The following is a 20,278-nucleotide window of genomic DNA, read 5'->3' as shown; positions in this document are numbered from 1 at the left end:
GTAACGACGTACCTAGGGGTATGTGACAACCGGTGGCATCCGCAGAGGCGCGGGCCCGCCAGGTTCATGGAAGGGGTGTTGGCATGAAGGCGACCGGCACGTTCCATCTCTCTCACCCGCGGCTGAACGGGCCCGCCGAGCGGACCGTCGTGGAGCCGTGGCTCACCGGGCTATCCCACGCGACGCTGAACGCCTACGCCGAGACCCACGGCCCGCTGGCCGAGATCGAGGCCCTGCCTGTGCGGCCGGTTCCGGCCGTCCGGCCCATGCGCACCCGCCGCGTCGCCGTCGCGGCAGCCTGACGACTCGCTGAGAAGGGGATCGAGGCCGACGCCTCGATCCCTTTTCTCATCCCTGTGCGTCTCATATATTGATACACAGTTCTCAAATTATGAGAAGCCGTCGTACCGTGGGGACACCGGACACAGAAAGGTGACCCGATGAACGCGACCTACACCCATGGCCACCACAAGAGCGTGCTGAGCGCCCACCAGTGGCGCACGGTCGAGAACTCCGCCGCCTACCTGATCGAGCACCTGCGTCCGGGCCTGTCGGTGCTGGACGTCGGCTGCGGCCCCGGCACGATCACCGCCGGGCTGGCCGAACGCGTGGCGCCGGGCAGGGTCGTCGCCGCCGACTCCGCCGCGACCGTCCTGGACGAGGCCCGCAAGAACACGGCCGCCCTGGACAACGTCGAGTTCGCGGTCGCCGACGTCCACGCCTTGGACTACCCCGACGACACCTTCGACGTCGTCCACGCCCACCAGGTCCTGCAACACATCACCGACCCGATCCAGGCCTTGCGCGAGATGCGCCGCGTCACCCGGCCCGGCGGCATCGTCGCCGCGCGCGAGGCCGACTTCGGCACCATGATCTGGTACCCGAACCCGCCGGGCATGGACTCCTGGCTGCCGATCTACTACGAGGTGGCGCGCGGCAACGGCGGCGAGCCCGACGCCGGCCGCCGGCTGGTCTCCTGGGCCCGCGCCGCCGGGTTCACCGACGTCACCGCCTCCGCCGCGGCGTGGTGCTACGCCACCCCCGAGGAACGCGAATGGTGGAGCGAATCCTGGGGCGGCCGCCTGATCAGATCGTCGGTCGCGGACCACGCCGTGGCCGGCGGCCACGCCACCCGGGCCGAACTCCAGCGCGTCTACGAAGGCTGGAAGGCATGGGCCGCCGCCGAGGACGGTTGGTATTCGGTGACCCACGGCGAGATCATCTGCCGCGCCTGACCGGTGCCGGGCCTACGCGCGGGCACGTGTGCGATGGGCGGCGAGCCCTGACAGGACCGCCGCGACCGCGAAGAACGCCACCACGGGCAAGGATCCGCCCACGTCCTGGAACGGCGCCACGTCGCCCGCCGGGTCGTCGGCGGCGTACACGACCTCGACCGTGGCTCCCCGCGCGGCCTTCCGAGGCCAGCCGCGGCGGTTGTCCTCCGCCTTCACCGTGTGACCGTCGCGTGCGGTGAACTCGACCACGAGGTGCCCGGACGAACGGGTGCCGTCGGTTTCCAGTACCCGGGCCGTCGCCCTGGCCTTGCCCTTCTGGCCGGCCCAGGCGGCCACCGCCCCGCCGCCCCAGACGACGGTGAGCAGGCCCATGACACAGGCGACGACGAGGCACGCGATGTGGACGGGGCGACGAAGCCGCGATGTGGCCGACACCCCTCCATGATCGCCCATTGGGCCACCGGCGGCGTCCCGGGTCGTGGTCAGAAGGGGTCGGTCAGGTCGCCCAGCTTGTCGGTCAGCTGGAGGTTGTGGGAGTAGTCGACCGGGACGGTGATGACGGAGACCGTGTCGTCGGCGAGCGCCTTGCGGAGGGTGGGCAGCAGCTCGCCGGCGGACTCGATCCGGTAGCCGCGGGCGCCGAAGCTCTCCGCGTACCGGACGAAGTCGGGGTTGCCGAACCTGATGTTGGAGCTGCGGCCGAGTTCGAGGTCCATCTTCCACTCGATCAGGCCATAGGCCGAGTCGTCCCAGATCAGCACGGTGATCGGGATGTTCTCGCGGACGGCCGTCTCCAGTTCCTGGGAGTTCATCAGGAACGCGCCGTCGCCCGTCGCGGCCAGGACCTTGCGGTCGGGGTGGGCGAGCTTGGCGGCGATCGCGCCCGGGACGGAGAAGCCCATGGACGACAGGCCGTTGGAGACCAGCAGCGTGTTCGGCTCGTAGGTCGGGTACAGGCGCGCCATCCACATCTTCACCGCGCCGGTGTCGGCGAGGACGATGTCGCCGCGGCCCATGGCGGCGCGGACGTCGGCGACGATGCGGCGCGGGGAGAGCGGGTGGCCATCCTCTGTGGCGCCCTCGGCCAGTTCCTCGTGGAGCATCTGCCGGATCCTGCGGGTCCCCCCGCTGACGTCGAAGCGGCGGTGGACGGAGTCGGCGAGGGCGCGGAGCGTCCGGGAGATGTCGCCCTGGATCCCGACCTCGACCGGGTAGTGGTCGTCGACCTCGGCGGGCGACTGGTGAATGTGGATGATCTTCTTGTCCGCGGCCGGGTTGATCTTGACCGGGTCGAACTCCTGCAGCTCGTAGCCGACGGCGATCAGCACGTCCGCCTCGTCGAAGCCGAAGTTGACGAAGTCGTGGCGCATGAAGCCCACGGCGCCGAGGGCGTTGCGGTGGTCGTCGGGGAAGACGCCCTTGCCGTTGAACGTGGTAGCGACCGGCAGGCCGAGGTGCTCGGAGAAGTACACGAGGGCGTCGCCCGCGCGGGCGCGGGTCGCGCCGTGGCCGGCGAGGACGATCGGCCTGCGGGCGAGGGCGATCACGTCGGCGGCGCGGGCGATCTGCGACGGCGACGGCTCCTGCGCCCGGACGACGTTCACCGGCAGCGGGCCGAGGTCGGCGGAGACCTTCGCCGACTCCACGTCCTCCGGGATCGCCAGGTAGACGGCGCCGGGACGTTCGGTCTGCGCGGTCTTGAACGCCTTGCGGACCATCTCCGGCAGCGCCTCGGCGGTGGGCGCCAGCTCCGCCCACTTGGTGATCGGGCGGAAGAGGGAGACCAGGTCGATGATCTGGTGCGACTCCTTGTAGATGCGGTCCAGGCCGACCTGCGCCGAGATGGCGACGACGGGCGTGCTGTTGGTGGTGGCGTCGGCGACGCCGAGCTGCAGGTTGATCGCGCCGGGGCCGAGCGTCGCGGACGCCACGCCCGCCTTGCCGGTCAGCCGGCCGTAGATCTCGGCCATGAACGCCGCGCCCTGCTCGTGCCGGACGAGGATGTAGCGGATCGCCGAGTCGTTCAGCGCGTTGACGAAGTGGATGTTCTCCTCGCCCGGAATGCCGAAGACGTATTCGACGCCCTCCGCCTCAAGGGTCCTGACGAGCAGCCGGGCGGCGTCCTCCTGCGCGGACATCGTGTCCCATCTCCAGTCTGCGTATCTCCTGGGTGTGCCTAGTGCAGCACCCGGGTTCCCGCCTCCATTCCTCGCGCCGATGTGTCGTCGATCTCTCAGGCGTCCGCCATCTCCTTGATGGCGCGCAGGGTGGGCTCGTCCCTCACTCCGGCGATCAGGAGGGTGGTGACGGGACTGTCGCGCCACAACTGGAGCCTCTCCTTGATCCGCCCGAGCGGGCCGAGGAGGGAGATCGCGTCGGCCAGCTCGTCCGGGACGGCCTTGATCGCCTCGTCGCGGCGGCCGTCCAGGAACAGCTCCTGGACGCGCTCGGCCTGCTCCGCGTAGCCGAGCCGGCCGATCAGGTCGAGGTGGAAGTTGCGGTCCTTGGCGCCCATGCCGCCGATGTAGAAGGCGAGCGGGATCTTGGCGAACTCCAGCGCCGAGGCGAGGTCGGCGGTGACGATCGTGGTGACGGTGGCGGCGATCTCGAAGCCGTCCGGGCGGTTCGCCAGCGACGGGCCGAAGACCGGGTCGATCTGGGACGGATCGACGAACAGCGGCAGCCAGCCCTGTGCGACCTCGGTGGAGAGCGCGACGTTCTTCGGGCCCTCCGCGCCCAGGTAGACGGGGATCTCCGGACGGACGGGGTGGGCGATCGACTTCAGCGGCTTGCCGAGGCCCGTCCCGCCGGGGTACGGCAGCGGGTAGTGCGGGCCCTCGCTGGTCACCGGTGCCTCGCGGCGCCACACCTGCCGGACGATGTCGAGGTACTCCCGGGTGCGGGCGAGCGGCTTCGGGAACGGCTGCCCGTACCAGCCCTCCACCACCTGCGGGCCGGACGCGCCGACCCCGAGGATCACCCGGCCGCCCGACAGGGCGTCCAGCGTGAGCGCGTGCATCGCGGTGGCCGCCGGGGTCCGCGCCGACAGCTGGACGACGGCGGTGCCGAGCTTGATCCGGGACGTCCGCGCGCCGTACCAGGCCAGCGTGGTGAACGCGTCCGAGCCGTACGCCTCGGCGGTGAACACCGAGTCGTAACCGCAGCGCTCGGCGGCCAGGACCGTCTCGGTCTGGTCGTCGGGGTCGCGCTGCCAGTAGCCGACGTTGATGCCGAGCTTGAGTTCCGCGGTCACGTTCCACCCTCCGGTTGCCGACGCACCGGCGATACTAGAACACGTTCTAGTTTTCTGGAAGGGGTGCGGCGCGCCCCGGCAGGGGGCTCGCCGGAGTGCCGCGCATGACGAGGGGCCGCGGCGTGGCTCGCCGCGACCCCTCATGCCATCCCTTGCTAACTCTCCTTGATCGCGCCCAGCAGGCCCCGCCAGGCGGACGGTGTCAGCACCAGGGCCGGGCCGGCGGGGTCCTTGGAGTCGCGCACCGCGCGAAGGTCGCGGGACAGTGGCGCCACCTCGACGCACTGGTCGCCGCTTCCGCTGCGGGACGACTTGCGCCAGACGGCACCGGTGAGTTCGCGCTGCAGGTTGGTCACGGGCTACTCCTTGCTGCCTCGGCGATGAGGTGCGCGGAATCCTCGGGGGACAGGGCGGCCGCCTCGATCCGGTCGAAGCGATCCCTATGTTTTGCTATTGCCTCGGCGCTCTCAAGGTAAACGTCGCCCATGGTGCCCTCTACGTAGGCGATATCGGGGTCCGCGGGGTCTGGATACGACAATATGGTGAAACGTCCGTCGAGGCCCGCATGCGCCTCTGCTGTATACGGAAGTACCTGAATCGTCACGGATGGGCGGGTCTCCACGGCGGTGGCTAGGGCGTCCAGCTGGGCCCGCATCACCTTCTCGCCGCCGATCCGGCGGTACAGCACGCCCTCGTCGAAGATGACGTGCAGGCGCGGCGCGTCGGTGCGGTCCAGAAGCGCCTGGCGGATCTTGCGGGCGGCGATGCGGCGCTCGATGTCCTCCGGCCCGGGCAGCAGCCGGCCCGCCGTGATCACCGCCCGGGAGTACGGCTCGGTCTGCAGCAGCCCGTGCACGAGCTGCGGGTCCCAGGTGCGGATGTGGGACGCCTCGTCCTCCAGCGCGACATAGCTGCCGGCGAAGACGTCCTGGTAGGCCGTCCACCAGCCGCGCTGACCGGCCTGCCTGGCCAGGGTGATGAGCGCGTCGCGATCCGGACTCGGGACGCCGTACAGGTCGAGGATGTCGGCGATGTCGCCGGGCTTCGGGCGGGTCTGGCTGGTTTCGAGGCGGGAGACGGTGGCTCGCGACCAGTCGAGCCGATCCGCCACCTCCTGCAGGGTCAGTCCCTGCTCCTCGCGCAGTTTGCGGAGCTCCCGGGCGAGCCGGCGGCCACGGACGGTGGGGCGGTAGGTCATGAGTGTGGAGTCTTACCACTTCGCGGGCTCGTCACAACGCGATTGACGAACACGGCAGGAAGGGCAGAACAATTCCGTGAAGGGTGTTGCGATCGTGAGAATCTCACGACACGCTTGAATTCGTGACCGGCCGGGGACTCATGGTGACGAACGGGCCGGCCGCTCCCCGGGCACGCAGCACGCAGACGCGGGAGGAACCCGTGAAGAGCACCCCAGCCGACCCGACGGCGGAGACCGAGGCCTACGCGATGGCCGGTGGCGACGACGCCCCGGGCGACGGCACGCCCGGCTGGGTGTGGGCCCTGCCGGGCGGGCCGGGATGCGCCGGGCACGCCCGCGGCGTCCTGCGCGACGCGCTCGCCTCGCTCGGCGTGCCGCCGGACGGGATCGCCGACGCCCAGCTCATGGTGAGCGAGCTGGCCACGAACGCGCACCAGCACGCCGGTGAGCACGGCCCGCACGAGCTGTGGCTCTACATGGGCGACGGCACGGCGGGCGAGGTCCGCTGCGCCGTCTTCGACGCGCTCGCCGACGCGGGGCTGCCCGGTTACTCGTGGACGTCCGGAGACTGCGGGCGCGGGCTCAGCATCGTCCGGGAGCTGTCCGCCGGGCGCTGGGGCATGCGGCGCACGCTCTCCCGGCTCGGGCCGCCGGTCCGCGGGAAGGCCGTCTGGTTCGCCGTTCCCGGAACCGGCGTGCCCTCACCCGGCTAGCCCCCAGCTGCGGCTCACCGCGACGGCCTATTCTGTGCGGCGTGACCATCGCGGACAGGACGCTCGTGTTGTACGGCGAGGGCGTGCGGGAGACGGCCCGCCGGATGCTGCCGAAACTGCCGGACGGGTGTTTCGTCCCGATCGATCCGGAGCGGTTGCGCGCGGCGGTCAAGGACGGTCTCGCGCAGGTCGTCCTGGTCGCCGGGATGGAGGAGCAGGCCACGTTCCTCGGCGGTGCGGCGGGCCTCCTGGAATCGATCACGCTGGACATGGACTGCGGGCCCGCCCTGGCAGGGCGGGTGGCGCGGGCGCCCCGGGTCCTGGACGTCTACGAACTCTGGCAGGGCGCAGGCAAGCTCGGACCATGCGGACGCGAACTGTGCCGCCGGACGGCCGGGGAACTGGAGCGCCTCAGTGCGGATGTGGCGGGCATGGCGTCCAGCCCCGTGGCCGCCCAGGTGGTGCTGGTGGACGCGGCAGGGGTACGCATGGTCGGCATGTACGGGCGAATGGCCCGGTAGGCGATGCTGACGGTCGTCGGCCGCGACGGATCGCCGCTCTCCGACACCGCCAGGGCGGCTCTGGAGAGTGCCGCGCTGGTCGTCGGGGAGGCCGGTCTGCTGGAGGGCCTGCCTTTGGCGCCGGATGTCAGCAAGGTGGCCACTAAGGATCCCGTCGGAGCGCTGAAGGGCGTCGACGTCGCCGAACAGGACGTCGTGCTGGTCGTGGACGGCGATCCCGGCTACTTCGGAATCATCAGGGAGCTGCTCGAACAAGGCCACGCCCCAGAAGCCTTCCCTGCGACGCCGCCGGTGGCACGGGCCTTCGCCCAGGCAGGGCTGCCCTGGGAGGACGCACTGATCGTCTCCGCCAAGGACGGACACCTGAGGCAGGCCGTCAACGCGTGCCGCGCCCATCCGAAGGTGGCGGTGCTGACCGGACCGGGTGCGGGGCCCGCCGAGCTGGCGCGCGCGCTGTTCCCCGTCACACCGCGTTCCTTCGTGGTCTGCGAGAACTTAGGCGGCCCTGAGGAACGGGTCGTCTACGTCCGTCCGGCTGAGGCGACCACTCGTCCTTGGAGAGACCCCGAAGTGGTGCTGGTCCTCGACAACCGGCACGCGCTCGGCGAAACGGGCTGGATCTCGGGGGCCGCGCCCGGCCCCGCCGGATGGGCGCTGCCCGCGGACGCCTTCGGCGAAGGACCCGGCCTGCGCCCGGATGTCCGCGCCTTCGTCCTGGCCAAGCTCGGCCCCAGGATCGGCGACATGGTGTGGGACGTGGAGTCCGGCGACGGCTCGGTGGGCATCGAGTGCGCGCGGTTCGGCGCGGCGGTGATCGCCGTCGACCGCGACTACGCCGCGTGCGAGCGGGTCCGGGAGAACGTCCGGCTGCACGGGGTCAAGGTCGCGATGGCGTCCGGGGACGTCCGGTCCACGGCCGGTCATCTTCCGGAGCCCGACGCCGTCTTCCTCGGCCCCGGGTTCGCGGGACGCGGCGGGCCGGACGCCGTCCGGGTCTGCGCGGCGCTCGGCCCGGCCAGGATCGTCGCCGTGGCCGCGGCGGACGATGCCCGCGCCATACTGGACATCCTGGACGAGCAAGGCTTCATCGGCGGTGCCGTCCGGCTCCAGGCCACCCCGCTGACCCCGCCGGGGGAGCCGGGAGAGCCCGTGACCGTCGTCTGGGGCGAACAGGGAGCCCGGACCCCGGAATGGCGGCCGTCCCGGAAGAACCGTTCGATCGAGACCATTCCCGGCCCGCCCGGAGCAGTGGAGGAGCGCAGTTGACCGTCCGCCAGCCCCACCCGATCGAGGTGCGGTCGTATGAGATCCTCCGGTCCCGGGTCGATCTGTCCCCGATGCCGCCGCTGTGGCGGGCCGTGGCCGAGCGGGTGATCCACGCCACCGCCGACCTGGAGTACGCGGTGGACCTCGTGACCACGGAGGACTTCCTCACCCGGGGCTGGGAGGCGCTGCGCGAGGGGGCGCCGATCGTCACCGACGAGGGGATGGTCGCCGCCGGGATCAGCGCCCGGGAGACGATCTGCCACGCCGCCGACCCGGCCGCCGCCCGGATGGCGCGCGCCGCCGGCATCACCCGGCCGGCCGCGGCGGTCCGGCTGGCCTACTCCGAGGTCGGCCCCGGCGCGGTCTGGGTGGTCGGCTCCGCGCCCGAGGCGATCTCCGAGATCATCGCCCGCCGGGTCGCGCCCGCCCTGGTCATCGGCATGCCGGTGGGGTTCGTCGGCGCGTGCGAGGCGAAGGAGGCGCTGCGCGGCAGCGGGCTGCCGCAGCTCAGCAACGTCTCGGAGAAGGGCGGGTCGGCGGTCGCCGCGGCGGCCGTCAACGCGCTGCTCTACCACGAGGCGGGGCTGCCGTGACCGAACCCGACGAGGTGGATCTCCGCCACCACGGGGACTCGGAGGTCGGCGACGGCCTCGCCGACTTCGCCGTCAACGTCCGGGCGGGCACGCCCCCGGAGTGGCTGGCCGAGCGGATCCGCGCCTCCGTCACCGGCCTCGCCGCCTACCCCGACCCGCGCCCGGCACGCAAGGCGGTCGCCAGGCGGCACGGCAGGTCCGCCGAGGAGGTGCTGCTCACCGCCGGCGCCGCGGAGGCGTTCGTCCTGCTCGCGCGCGTCCTCACGCCGCACCGGGCGGTGGTGGTGCACCCGCAGTTCACCGAGCCCGAGGCCGCGCTGCGGGCCGCGGGACACGACGTGGAGCGGGTGATCCTCGGCAAGGACTTCACGCTCGACACCATCCGGCAGGAGGCCCTGGTCCCGGACGACGCCGACCTCGTCGTGATCGGCAACCCCACCAACCCGACCTCGGTGCTGCACCCGGCGGCCACCGTCGCCGCGCTCGCCAGGCCCGGCCGGACGGTCGTGGTGGACGAGGCGTTCATGGACTGCGTCCCCGGGGAGCCGGAAACCCTCGCCACCCGGCTGCCGCCCGGAATCGTGGTCATCCGCTCCCTGACCAAGACGTGGGGGCTCGCCGGGCTGCGCGCAGGGTACGTCTTGGCCGATCCCCATCTGGTCGGACGGCTCGCCGAGGCGCAGCCGCTCTGGGCGGTGTCCACGCCCGCGCTCGCCGCCGTCGAAGCGTGCTCCACGCCGGAGGCCGTCGCCGAAGCCGAGGCATGGGCCGTCGAACTCGCCGCCGAGCGCGACCGGCTGGCCTCCGAGCTGTCGGCAAGGGGCCTGTACGTCGTGCCTGAAGCACGAGCGTCGTTCCTGTGCCTGTGCGTGCCGGACGGCCTGGGCATCAGGGCCTTGCTGAGGCAGCGCGGCTACGCCGTCAGGCGCGGAGACACCTTCCCGGGGCTCGGCACCGACTGGCTGCGCATCGCCGTGCGTGACCGCGCGTCCAACGACCGGCTGCTGGAGGTGCTCGGTGAGCTGGGCATCTGACTCCAGAAAGGACACCATGACCCTGATCGAGGAGACCGTCGCCGCCATCGCCCCGCTGGACGAGGCGGCGATGCGGGACGCCCGCGACCACCAGGTCCGTCTCACCAAGCCGCCCGGGTCCCTCGGCGTCCTGGAGGAGCTGTCGGTCAGGCTCGCCGGGCTCGCCGGGCGGTGCCCGCCGCCGCTGCCGGAGCCCGCCGCCGTCGCCGTGTTCGCCGCCGACCACGGCGTGCACGCCCAGGGCGTCACCCCGTGGCCGCAGGAGGTCACGGCGCAGATGGTGGCCAACTTCCTGGCCGGCGGCGCCGTCGTCAACGCGTTCGCCGCCCAGGCCGGGGCCGTCGTCACGGTGATCGACATCGGCGTCGCCACCGAGCTGGACGCCGCCCCCGGCCTGCTCCGGCGCAAGATCGCGCCCGGCACCGCCGACATGACGGCCGGGCCCGCGATGACCATGGACGAGACCCGCCGCGCCGTGGAGACCGGGATCCAGGTGGCACGCGAACTGGGCACCGGCAACCGGTGCCTGATCACCGGGGACATGGGGATCGCCAACACCACCGCGTCCGCCGCGTTGATCGCCGCGTTCACCGGGCTGCCGCCCGAGCGGGTCACCGGCCGCGGAACCGGCATCGACGACGCCACCCACGCGCACAAGATCGAGGTCGTCCGCACGGCCCTGACACGGCACGGCCTCCTGGAGGAACACGGCAAGGAGCCCCTGGAGGTCCTCGCGGCGGTCGGCGGGCTGGAGCACGCCGCGATCGCGGGGTTCGTCCTCGGCGCCGCCGCCCTGCGCGTTCCCGTCGTCCTGGACGGGGTGATCGCCGGCGCCGCCGCACTGGCGGCCGCCGCGCTGTGCCCGGACGCCCTCGGCGGGTGCGTCGCCGGGCACCGCTCGGCCGAGCCCGGCCACGCCGCCGCGATCGAGGCCCTCGGCCTGCGGCCGCTCGTCGACCTGGAGCTCCGGCTGGGCGAGGGGACCGGCGCCCTGCTGGCGTTGCCGCTGGTCCAGAGCGCGGTGCGGGTGCTGCACGAGGTCGCCACGTTCGACTCCGCCGGGGTCAGCGAGAAGGACGCCGGGCGGCCGTAACGACGTGATCACGGAATGAGTCACGCTCGGCTATCGAACGGGCGGTGCCCCTCTCCATGAACTCCTCAACCCGAGTACCTTTGTTCCACAAAGACACTTGTCAGTCACCCGAGTCCGAGAGATCCACCACGTGCCCCCGTACCTGCTCGGCCTGCGACTCGGCGGGCGACGCGTCCTCGTCGTCGGCGGGGGCCGGGTCGCCCAGCGCCGCGTGCCCGCACTGCTGGACGCGGGCGCCGAGGTCGTCCTCGTCTCGCCGTCCGTCACCGCCACCCTGCAGGGCCTCGCCGAACGCGGCCGGATCACCTGGCACCAGCGGGACTACAGGCGGGGCGATTGCGCGGGCGCCTGGCTGGTGCAGGCCGTCACCGACGACGCCAAGGTCAACGGGGACGTGGTGGCCGAGGCCGACGCCGCCCGGATCTGGTCCGTCCGGGCCGACGACGCCGAGTCGTCCCCGGCCTGGACGCCCGCCAGCGGGCACGTGGGCGACGCGACCGTCGGGGTGCTGCTCGGCGGCGACCCGCGCCGCGCCGCGGGCATCCGCGACGCCGTGGTGGAGGGGCTCCGCGACGGCGCCCTCGAATCCCGGCACTCCCGGCAGAAGCCCAACGGCGTCGCGCTCGTCGGCGGCGGCCCCGGCGATCCCGGCCTGATCACCGTGCGCGGGCGGCAGCTGCTCGCCATGGCCGACGTCGTCGTCACCGACCGGCTCGCCCCCGGCGGCCTGCTGGACGAGCTGGCCGCCGACGTCGAGGTGATCGACGCCGCCAAGATCCCCTACGGGCGGACGGTCACCCAGGACCGCATCAACGAGTACCTGGTCGAGCACGCCCGGCAGGGCCGCTTCGTCGTCCGGCTCAAGGGCGGGGACCCGTTCGTGTTCGGGCGCGGCGGCGAGGAGGCCCTGTACTGCGCCCGTCACGGCGTCCCCGTGACGGTCGTGCCCGGCATCACGAGCGCGGTCGCCGTGCCGTCCGCCGCGGGCATCCCGGTCACCCACCGGGGCGTCGCGCAGGAGTTCCACGTGGTCTCCGCGCACGTCCCGCCCGGGCACCCCGACTCGACCGTCGACTGGGAGTCGCTGGGCCGCGCGAAGGGCACGATCGTCCTGCTCATGGCAGTGGAACGAATGGGGCTCATCGCGGCGGCCCTCATGCGCTATGGTCGGTCGTCCGGCACGCCGGTGGCCGTGATTCAGGACGGCACCCTTCCCGGCCAGCGGGCGCTGACGGCGACGCTGGGCACGGTGGCGGCGGAGATGGCCGCCGGTGAGGTCCGGCCCCCGGCGATCGTGGTCGTGGGCGACGTGGTCAACGTGGCACGAGAGATCGACATGATTCGAGCGGACATGGGACGGGATCCGTGACACCCCCCGCAGAGCAGAGCACGGTCCACGACGAGGAGGCCGGTGCCGGTCCGGGAAGCGGGATCGAGGACCCCGCCCCGGACGCGGAAACCGTCGCCGAAGCCGCGTCCGAAAAGGACGCGCCGGATGAGAAGACCCGAGACGAGAAGACCGGAGACGGGAACACGACGCGAGCGAAGAGGACGTCCAGGAAGGGCACGGCAGGGAAGGACGCCGTGCCTGAAAGCGACGCCCTGCCTGACGGCGGGGCGGAGCAGGACGCCGAGGAGGCCAAAGAGGGCAAAGAAGCCGGCGACGCCAAGGACGCCAAGCCCAAGCGCGGCAGGCGGCGGGCCCCCAGGCCCGGTGGAACGGTTCGCCAGGGCGAGCTGATCCGGGCCCTGACCACCCTGCGCGACCAGCTCGGCGCGTTCGAGTTCCTGCTGGACGTTCCCGGCGTCCAGCAGGCCAGGGAGGCCCGCGACGAACTGCGCGGCCAGCTCGTCGACTACGTCCTCCCGCGCATCCAGGCAGCCGGCGCGCCCATGCTCGTGGTGCTCGGCGGGTCCACGGGCGCGGGCAAGTCCACGCTGGTCAACACGCTCGTCGGCGCCCGCGTGAGCGCGACCGGCGTGCTGCGTCCCACCACCAGCAGCCCGATCCTCGTCTGCCACCCCGACCACGTGCAGTGGTTCATGGAGGGGCCGCTCCTGCCCGGCATGGGGCGGGTCCGCGGCCCGGCACCCGACGCCATCGCGGGCGACCAGCTGGTCATCATCGCCAGCGACGTCCTGCCGCCCGGTCTCGCCCTGCTCGACAGCCCGGACTTCGACTCCGTCTTCGAAGACCACTACGAGTTCGCGACCAAGCTGATGGCCGCCGCCGACCTGTGGCTGTGCGTCACCACCGCCGCCCGGTACGCCGACGCCCAGGTCTGGCAGATGCTCCAGCGCGCCAAGGAGAACGGCGCCACGATCGGCGTCGTCCTGTCCCGGGTGCCCGACGGCGCCGGAGCCGAGGTCGTCGAGCACTTCGGCGAGATGCTGGACGAGCACGAGGTCGGCGACGCGCAGCGCTTCACCATCCCGGAGACCCGGATCGAGGACAGCCGGCTCCCCGAGGAGACCATCGAGGACATCCGCGACTGGCTGCACGGCGTCGCCGAGGACGCCGAGGACCGCGAGATCGTCATCAGCGACACCCTCGCCGCCGTCCTGGACAGCTTCCGCACCCGCGTCCCCGAGGTCGCCCGGCAGGTCGAGGCGCAGGTCGGGCAGCGCACCGAGCTGGCCCGCGAGGTCGAGGCCGGATACGGCACCGCCCTCGCCGAGCTGGACGAGGCCACCCGCAACGGCTCGCTGCTGCGCGGCGAGGTGCTGGCCCGCTGGCAGGACTTCGCCGGCACCGGCGACCTGCTGAAGTCCTTGCACGTCCAGCGGCCCCGGCGCGGCCGCGCCGCGAACCGGCGGCGCCGCAGCCCGGCCCGGGTCCGGGCGCTCAAGGCGGCGCTGCGCAGCGGACTGGAATCGCTGATCATGTCGTCGGCGGAGCACGGCGCCGAGCAGGTCATCGCCCGTTGGCGGGACCATCCGGCCGGCGGCCAGGTCCTCGCACGGACGGACGCGGACCTCGGGCACGTCTCCCCGGAGCTGTCGCGCCGCGTCACCCGCGCCGTCAGCTCCTGGCAGGACCACGTCCAGGAGCTGATCCGCACCGAGGGCGTCACCAAGCGCTCGGTCGCGAAGCTGGTCTCGTTCGACCATGAGGCGGTGTCGCTCGTCCTGATGATCGGCCTGCTCGGGTACGGGACGGCCGACGTGGCCGTGGAGGGCGGCAACAGCGCCGTCCCGCAGCGGCTGCTGAAGGCGCTGTTCGGCGCCGAGTCCCTGCGCGGCATGGGCGCCAAGGCCCGCGCCGACCTGCGCAGCCGCATCGGGATGCTGTTCGACGAGGAATCCATCCGGTTCGCGCAGGTGCTCGACTCCGCCGGCATCCCCGACGAGACCGTCCCCGTCCAGCTGTACCAGGCCACCTACAACCTCGAGGTTGCCCGATGACCACCTCGGCCGTCTCCGCGAACTCACCGGCCGGAACCGGCGGGATCCCGATCCTCGGCGCGTCCGGGCCGGGCGCCGCCGCCGAGCCCGGCGACCCGCCCGGGCTGGTCGACCGGCTCAACGGCCTCGACCGGCTGGTCCAGGCGGGCGTCGGCCGGCTCGACCAGCCCCCCCTTGAGGACGCCGACGCGCTGCTCCGGCGTGCGGGACAGCGGCTGCGGCTGTCCGGCGAGCACACCGTCATCACCCTCGCGGGCGGCACCGGCAGCGGGAAGTCCTCGCTGTTCAACGCCATCTGCGGGCTGGAGCTGTCGCCGACCGGGATGCGCCGGCCGATGACGTCCCAGGCCCACGCGTGCGTCTGGGGCCTGGACGGCGCCGGGCCGCTGCTCGACTGGCTCGACGTGGACAAGCGCCACCGCTACGCCCGCGCCAGCGCCCTCGACCTGGAACGCGCCGACGCCACCCTGCAGGGCCTCGTGCTGATCGACCTGCCCGACCACGACTCCATCCAGGCGGTGCACCGCGCCGAGGTCGACCGGTTCGTCACCATCGCCGACCTGCTGGTCTGGGTCGTCGACCCGCAGAAGTACGCCGACGCCGCCCTGCACCGCAACTACATCGTCCCGTTCGCCCGGCACACGGGCGTCACGCTGATCGTCCTCAACCAGGTCGACCGGCTCGCCCCGCACGAGATCGACGACTGCGTCGCCGACCTGCGCCGCCTCCTGGAGGCCGAGGGGCTCGCCGACCCGCGGATCGTGACCACCTCCGCGGTCGCCGAGGACGGCGTGCACGGCTTCCGCGACGTCCTCGTCGACACCGTCGCCGCCCGCCGCGCCCGCACGGAGCGGCTGTCCGCCGACGTCGACCGGGTCGCCGAGCAGTTCACCGCCTACCGGTTCGACGCCGAACCGCCCGTCACGGTCGACGACGGCCGCCGGTCCGAACTGATCCAGGCGCTCACCGACGCGGCCGGCGCGCCCGCCGTCGCCGAGGCCATGGAGAGCGCCTACGAGCTGCGCGCCTCCGACTTCATCGGCTGGCCCGTCACCGCCATGATCACCCGGCTGCGCTCCGACCCGCTCCGCCGGATGCGCCTCACCGAGCTGCGCGAGGAACTCCGCAACGCCTTCACCGGCCCGATCGGCGCCCAGCAGGGGGATGTGGACAACGCGCTCCAGGGCGTCAGCGAGGGCGTCGCCGCCGAGATGCCGCCGCACTGGGGACGCTCCGTCCGCGCGGCGGCCCGCTCCCACGCCACCGAGATGCCGGAGGCGCTCGGCGAGTCGCTCAAGGAGGCGCTGCCCACGTTCAACGTGGTGCCCCGCTGGTGGTGGCTGGTCAAGACCTGGCAGTACTTCCTGGTCCTGGTCGCCATCCTCAGCGTCGTGTGGATCGGCTTCCTGGTCGCCTACGGCCTGCTCGACGTCGGCGGCGAGGACCCGGGCGGCCTCATCGGGCAGGCGGGCCTCATCCCCTACGTCGCCATCCTGGTCGTGTGCACGCTCGGGATGGGGTGGCTCACCGCCTCCGCCTGCCGCAACATGGTCGCGCTGTCGTCCGCCAAACACGGCGAGAAGATGGAGCACCATATGCGCCAGGGCATCGAGCGGGTCGCGCGCGGGAAAGTGATCGAGCCCATCGAGGCCGATCTGGCGGTCTACGCCCGCTTCCGCCGGGACGTGGACGTCGCCCTCGGCCGCGGCTGAGTTATCCACAGTTCCGCGACGCCCGTCCCCGCCCGTCGCCACCGCGTCACCGTTGTACCCGTACGTCCGTATGGGAGACATGGAGGACGCGATGAACGAGGCGCACGTCACCATCACCGGCTGGGTCGCGGCAGAGCCCCGCTACGCCGTCACGACCAACGGCACCCCGCTGCTCTCGCTCAGGGTCGGGTGCACCCCTCGCCGCTTCGACCGGCAGACCAACCAGTGGCAGGACGACGAGTCGCTGTTCGTGACCGTGAACTGCTGGCGGAATCTCGCCGAGAACGTCAACGCGTCGGACCTGCGGCGCGGGACCCCCGTCCTGGTCACGGGCCGGCTGCGGGTCCGCCAGTACGAGCGGGACGACCAGTGGCGCTTCTCCGCCGAGGTCGAGGCCCTCACTCTCGGTCCCGACCTGAACCGCGGCACCGTCGACTTCCGTCCCGCCCAGCGCAGCGGCCCCCTCACCGACGACGACCGCAGGCTGGCCCGCGACGCCGCCGACGAATGGGCCCTGGGCGCCCCCGCGGACGAGGAGGAGGCCGACGACCCGAAGGCCGCCTGACCCCGGCCGCCCGCCGATCACGGTCCCGAACGTGCGGCCCCACCCCGCTGCGCAGCGTCCGCCGCATATGACGCAGGAAGATCAGCCGCGTGTCGGACACGGTTCGGCGCCCTGGTCGAGGTCGCCGAGGTCGCCGGACTCGTCGCCGTTGAGGCGGCTGAGCCCCGGGGCGGCGGCCCCTGGGCGGAGGCCGGGGTCGGGCGATCCGGGCTTGTTCCGGCAAGCGGGGGCATGGCCGGCAGGAGCGGGCTGCCGGTCTGCGCCCCCGCACCGTCGGGGTTCTGCGGCCTTGCTGGTCAGATCCAGGAAACGCCGCGCATGGTGGTATCCCCCTCAGGATGTGCCGGGCACCGCGATTTCGCGGGCCCTGATGCCCGTGACCGGAGCGGTCACCGGCATGTGCGTTCCCGAACGTACCTGTTTCACGCCCGTTCCGCACACGTTGCAACTATCGTGTTACACAACGTGATGCGTGTAAGGGGGAAGGATGACGGCAGTGCAGTCGTCCGCCGAGGACCGTGGTGGGGAGCTGGCCCGCAGGCCCAGACGCCGGGCGATACCGGGGCGGTCGTCCCTGCTCGTGGTCTACGTGCCGGTGGTCGTCGCCGTCCATCTGGGGCTGATCGTCGCGGGGGTGCTGGAGACCCCGTTCCGGGGCCACGACCTGGCGACGTTCGCGGCCCTGCTGGCGTGCGGGGCGGTGTGCATCGAGGCGACGCGGCGGCTCGGGATTCCGGCCGGGGTCGCGCGCGACCTGCTGTCGGCCTGGTGGCTGCCGGTGGCGCTGCTGCTGCCGCCGGTGTACGCGTTGCTGATCCCGGTACCGCTGCAGGCGCTGCTGCAGTTCCGGGTCCGCCGGACGCTGGTCTACCGGCGGGCGCTGGTCGCCGCGGCGCTCGGGATCGCGGGCGCGTGCGCGTCCATGGTGTTCCACCTCGTGGTCGCCGAACCGCTGGAGGGTGCGCCGGAGTGGGTCGTCGCGGCCTACCCGGGGATCCCGGCGGCCGTCGGGTGCGCGGCCCTGTTCACGGTGGTGAACACGGCGATCGTCGCCGTGGCGGCGCACGCGGCCGATCCCGAGAGCCGCTGGCGGGACGTGCTGTGGACGCGTGAGAGCCTGCTCCTCGACCTGGTCGAGGTCTGCGTCGGCATCCTGGTGGCGATCACCAGCGCACTGTCCCTCGGCCTGCTGCTCCTGGCGCTCCCTCCGGTGATGCTGCTCCAGCGCAGCCTGATGCACCAGCAGCTTCAGGCCGCCGCCCGCACGGACGCCAAGACGGGCCTGCTGAACGCGGCCGCGTGGCAGCGCGAGGCCGACACCGAGCTGTCCCGGGCCCAGCGCACCCACGACGCCGTGGCGCTGCTGCTGATCGACATCGACCACTTCAAACGCGTCAACGACACCCACGGCCATCTGGTCGGCGACCAGGTCCTCGTCGGCGTCGCCAGCACGCTCTGCCACCAGCTGCGCGACTACGACGTGGTGGGCCGGTTCGGCGGCGAGGAGTTCGTGGTCCTCCTGCCGGGCGCCGACACCGTCGAGGCGTGCCGCGTCGCCGAGCGTCTCCGCGGCCGGGTGCGCCGCTTGGCCGTCCCGGCAGAGGAGGGGACGGTCACGGTCACGGTCTCGGTGGGCGTCTCCCTCTTCCGCACCCACGGCCAAGACCTCCTGGAACTGCTGGCGGCGGCCGACCTGGCCCTCTACCGCGCCAAGTCGTCCGGCCGGGACCGAGTCTGCCTGCCCGCCCTGGAAGGCCCCAAGGCGCCGGAGGCCTGAACCGCCGCCGCCGCGGTGAAGGTCGCAATAAACACTAGCCAGGACCCTCTAGGCTTGTGGATATGGCCGAGTACATCTACACGATGCAGCGCGTGCGCAAGGCGCATGGCGACAAGGTCGTCCTGGACGACGTCACCCTGCACTTCCTTCCGGGCGCGAAGATCGGCGTCCTGGGGCCGAACGGCACCGGTAAGTCGACGCTGCTGCGCATGATGGCCGGTCTGGAACAGCCGTCCAACGGCGACGCGCGCCTGATGCCGGGGTTCACCGTCGGCATGCTGCAGCAGGAGCCGCCGCTGAACGAGGAGAAGGACGTCCTCGGGAACGTCCAGGAGGGCGTCGCCGAGACCAAGGCGATGGTCGACCGGTTCAACGAGATCGCCGAGAAGATGGCGACGGACTACTCCGACGAGCTGATGGAGGAGATGGGCAAGCTCCAGGACGAGCTCGACCACCGCAACGCGTGGGATCTCGACAGCCAGCTCGAACAGGCGATGGACGCGCTGCGCTGCCCGCCCGGCGACGCCGACGTGACGAAGCTGTCGGGTGGTGAGCGCCGGCGCGTCGCGCTGTGCAAGCTCCTGCTCGAAGCGCCCGACCTGCTGCTGCTGGACGAGCCCACCAACCACCTCGACGCGGAGAGCGTCCAGTGGCTGGAGCAGTTCCTCGCCAAGTACGAGGGCACCGTCCTGGCCGTCACCCACGACCGGTACTTCCTCGACAACGTGGCCACCTGGATCCTGGAGCTGGACCGGGGCCGCTGCTACCCGTACGAGGGCAACTACTCCCTCTACCTGGAGAAGAAGGCGGAGCGGCTGAAGGTCGAGGGCAACAAGGACGCCAAGCGCAAGAAGCGCCTCCAGGACGAACTGGAGTGGGTCCGGTCCAACCCGAAGGCGCGGCAGACGAAGAGCAAGGCCCGCCTGGAGCGGTACGAGGAGATGGCCGCCGAGGCCGCCCAGACCCGCAAGCTGGACTTCGAGGAGATCCAGATCCCGCCGGGCCCGCGGCTCGGCAACACGGTGATCGTCTCGGACAAGCTGACGAAGGGCTTCGACGACCGGGTCCTGATGGACGACCTGTCGTTCAACCTGCCCCCGAACGGCATCGTCGGCGTCATCGGCCCGAACGGCGTCGGCAAGACGACGCTCTTCCGCATGATCGTCGGCGAGGAGCAGCCGGACGCGGGCGACCTGCGGGTCGGCGAGACCGTCAAGGTCTCCTACGTCGACCAGGGCCGCGGCGGCATCGACCCGAAGAAGACGGTGTGGGAGGTCGTGTCCGACGGCCTGGACCACATCAACGTCGGGCAGGTCGAGATGCCGTCCCGCGCCTACGTGGCGGCGTTCGGGTTCAAGGGCCCCGACCAGCAGAAGCCGTCCGGGGTGCTGTCCGGCGGTGAGCGCAACCGCCTCAACCTGGCGCTGACCCTCAAGCTGGGCGGCAACGTCCTGCTGCTGGACGAGCCGACCAACGACCTCGACACCGAGACGCTGTCCAGCCTGGAGAACGCCCTGCTGGAGTTCCCCGGCTGCGCCGTGATCACCTCGCACGACCGGTGGTTCCTGGACCGCATTGCCACGCACATCCTCGCGTGGGAAGAGGGCTCGAACTGGTTCTGGTACGAGGGGAACTTCGCCGACTACGAGAAGAACAAGATCGAGCGGCTGGGCGCCGACGCCGCCCGCCCGCACCGGGTGACGCACCGCAAGCTCAAGCGGGACTGATCTCCGGGCCTGACCGGCCGCGCGACGCGCGCGCCGCCGGTCAGGCCGACGCGGGGGTCGCCTGGGTCCTCGCTGTGTGAGCCGTGCCCGATCTGGGCGAGCTCGGGTCCCCGCCTGGCATGGCTGAGACGCGGTGATACAAACCGGGCATCGGTCGATGCGTTTTTCGTGTTGGACAGGTATCGT

19 protein-coding genes are annotated in these 20,278 nt (G+C 72.1%); 14 read left to right on the top strand and 5 right to left on the bottom strand.

Going from position 1 to position 20,278, the window contains the following annotated elements; genetic code table 11:
• The first annotated feature begins 83 nt into the window (after positions 1-83).
• The gene (locus tag ACQPXG_RS34355; protein ID WP_433463295.1) at positions 84-302 is read left to right on the top strand and encodes a hypothetical protein; all 219 of its coding nucleotides are present in this window, start codon (positions 84-86) and stop codon (positions 300-302) included.
• A 138-nt stretch (positions 303-440) separates the two neighbouring features.
• Entirely contained in the window at positions 441-1,235 is a 795-nt protein-coding gene (locus ACQPXG_RS34350; protein WP_433463294.1) for a methyltransferase domain-containing protein, read from the top strand.
• 12 nt (positions 1,236-1,247) lie between these two features.
• Here ACQPXG_RS34350 and ACQPXG_RS34345 read toward each other — a convergent pair whose 3' ends face one another.
• From ACQPXG_RS34345 to ACQPXG_RS34325, 5 genes are all read right to left on the bottom strand, one after another.
• The gene (locus tag ACQPXG_RS34345) at positions 1,248-1,670 is read right to left on the bottom strand and encodes a hypothetical protein (protein ID WP_433463293.1); all 423 of its coding nucleotides are present in this window, start codon (positions 1,668-1,670) and stop codon (positions 1,248-1,250) included.
• Between the two features lie 47 nt (positions 1,671-1,717).
• Positions 1,718-3,373 carry an acetolactate synthase large subunit gene (locus ACQPXG_RS34340; RefSeq protein WP_433463292.1) on the bottom strand — a complete coding sequence of 552 codons (1,656 nt, stop codon included), beginning with the start codon at positions 3,371-3,373 and terminating at the stop codon, positions 1,718-1,720.
• Between the two features lie 95 nt (positions 3,374-3,468).
• Positions 3,469-4,488, bottom strand: a complete 1,020-nt coding sequence (locus tag ACQPXG_RS34335) for an LLM class F420-dependent oxidoreductase (RefSeq protein WP_433463291.1) — start codon at positions 4,486-4,488, stop codon at positions 3,469-3,471.
• Between the two features lie 155 nt (positions 4,489-4,643).
• On the bottom strand, positions 4,644-4,844 hold the full coding sequence (locus ACQPXG_RS34330; protein ID WP_433463290.1) for a DUF397 domain-containing protein: 201 nt from the start codon (positions 4,842-4,844) through the stop codon (positions 4,644-4,646).
• The gene (locus ACQPXG_RS34325; RefSeq protein WP_433463289.1) at positions 4,841-5,686 is read right to left on the bottom strand and encodes a helix-turn-helix domain-containing protein; all 846 of its coding nucleotides are present in this window, start codon (positions 5,684-5,686) and stop codon (positions 4,841-4,843) included. Before ACQPXG_RS34325 ends, ACQPXG_RS34330 begins: the two co-directional genes overlap by 4 nt.
• Positions 5,687-5,886: 200 nt before the next feature.
• On the opposite strand from ACQPXG_RS34325, the gene ACQPXG_RS34320 reads away from it, so the two are divergent.
• The 12 genes from ACQPXG_RS34320 (at position 5,887) to ettA (ending at position 20,092) form a co-directional block, all read left to right on the top strand.
• Positions 5,887-6,399: an ATP-binding protein gene (locus tag ACQPXG_RS34320; RefSeq protein WP_433463288.1), complete on the top strand. Its 513-nt coding sequence runs from the start codon at positions 5,887-5,889 to the stop codon at positions 6,397-6,399.
• Positions 6,400-6,440: 41 nt separating this feature from the next.
• Positions 6,441-6,920 (top strand): hypothetical protein, encoded by a 480-nt coding sequence (locus tag ACQPXG_RS34315; RefSeq protein WP_433463287.1) that lies wholly within the window; start codon positions 6,441-6,443, stop codon positions 6,918-6,920.
• 3 nt (positions 6,921-6,923) lie between these two features.
• On the top strand, positions 6,924-8,186 hold the full coding sequence (locus ACQPXG_RS34310; protein WP_433463286.1) for a bifunctional cobalt-precorrin-7 (C(5))-methyltransferase/cobalt-precorrin-6B (C(15))-methyltransferase: 1,263 nt from the start codon (positions 6,924-6,926) through the stop codon (positions 8,184-8,186).
• Positions 8,183-8,779 (top strand): precorrin-8X methylmutase, encoded by a 597-nt coding sequence (locus ACQPXG_RS34305; RefSeq protein WP_433463285.1) that lies wholly within the window; start codon positions 8,183-8,185, stop codon positions 8,777-8,779. The genes ACQPXG_RS34310 and ACQPXG_RS34305 overlap by 4 nt, the downstream gene beginning before the upstream one ends.
• Entirely contained in the window at positions 8,776-9,813 is a 1,038-nt protein-coding gene (gene cobC / locus ACQPXG_RS34300; protein ID WP_433463284.1) for an Rv2231c family pyridoxal phosphate-dependent protein CobC, read from the top strand. Before ACQPXG_RS34305 ends, cobC begins: the two co-directional genes overlap by 4 nt.
• A gap of 16 nt (positions 9,814-9,829) precedes the next feature.
• Complete coding sequence (gene cobT / locus ACQPXG_RS34295; protein WP_433463283.1) at positions 9,830-10,906, top strand: nicotinate-nucleotide--dimethylbenzimidazole phosphoribosyltransferase; 1,077 nt, start codon at positions 9,830-9,832, stop codon at positions 10,904-10,906.
• 130 nt (positions 10,907-11,036) lie between these two features.
• A complete protein-coding gene (gene cobA, locus ACQPXG_RS34290; protein WP_433470100.1) occupies positions 11,037-12,275 on the top strand; it encodes a uroporphyrinogen-III C-methyltransferase in 1,239 nt (412 codons plus the stop codon).
• On the top strand, positions 12,272-14,311 hold the full coding sequence (locus ACQPXG_RS34285; RefSeq protein ID WP_433463282.1) for an AAA family ATPase: 2,040 nt from the start codon (positions 12,272-12,274) through the stop codon (positions 14,309-14,311). Before cobA ends, ACQPXG_RS34285 begins: the two co-directional genes overlap by 4 nt.
• Entirely contained in the window at positions 14,308-16,023 is a 1,716-nt protein-coding gene (locus tag ACQPXG_RS34280) for a GTPase family protein (protein WP_433463281.1), read from the top strand. Before ACQPXG_RS34285 ends, ACQPXG_RS34280 begins: the two co-directional genes overlap by 4 nt.
• Positions 16,024-16,102: 79 nt before the next feature.
• Complete coding sequence (locus tag ACQPXG_RS34275; RefSeq protein ID WP_433463280.1) at positions 16,103-16,588, top strand: single-stranded DNA-binding protein; 486 nt, start codon at positions 16,103-16,105, stop codon at positions 16,586-16,588.
• Positions 16,589-17,075: 487 nt separating this feature from the next.
• Entirely contained in the window at positions 17,076-18,365 is a 1,290-nt protein-coding gene (locus ACQPXG_RS34270) for a GGDEF domain-containing protein (protein WP_433463279.1), read from the top strand.
• A gap of 62 nt (positions 18,366-18,427) precedes the next feature.
• A complete protein-coding gene (gene ettA / locus ACQPXG_RS34265) occupies positions 18,428-20,092 on the top strand; it encodes an energy-dependent translational throttle protein EttA (protein WP_433463278.1) in 1,665 nt (554 codons plus the stop codon).
• Positions 20,093-20,278: the final 186 nt, after the last annotated feature.

The organism is Spirillospora sp. CA-128828 (genome assembly GCF_050945415.1).
Taxonomy (GTDB): Bacteria; Actinomycetota; Actinomycetes; order Streptosporangiales; family Streptosporangiaceae; genus Spirillospora.
The sequence above is the reverse complement of the archived record's forward strand: the minus strand, read 5'-3'. Positions and strand labels throughout refer to the sequence as shown.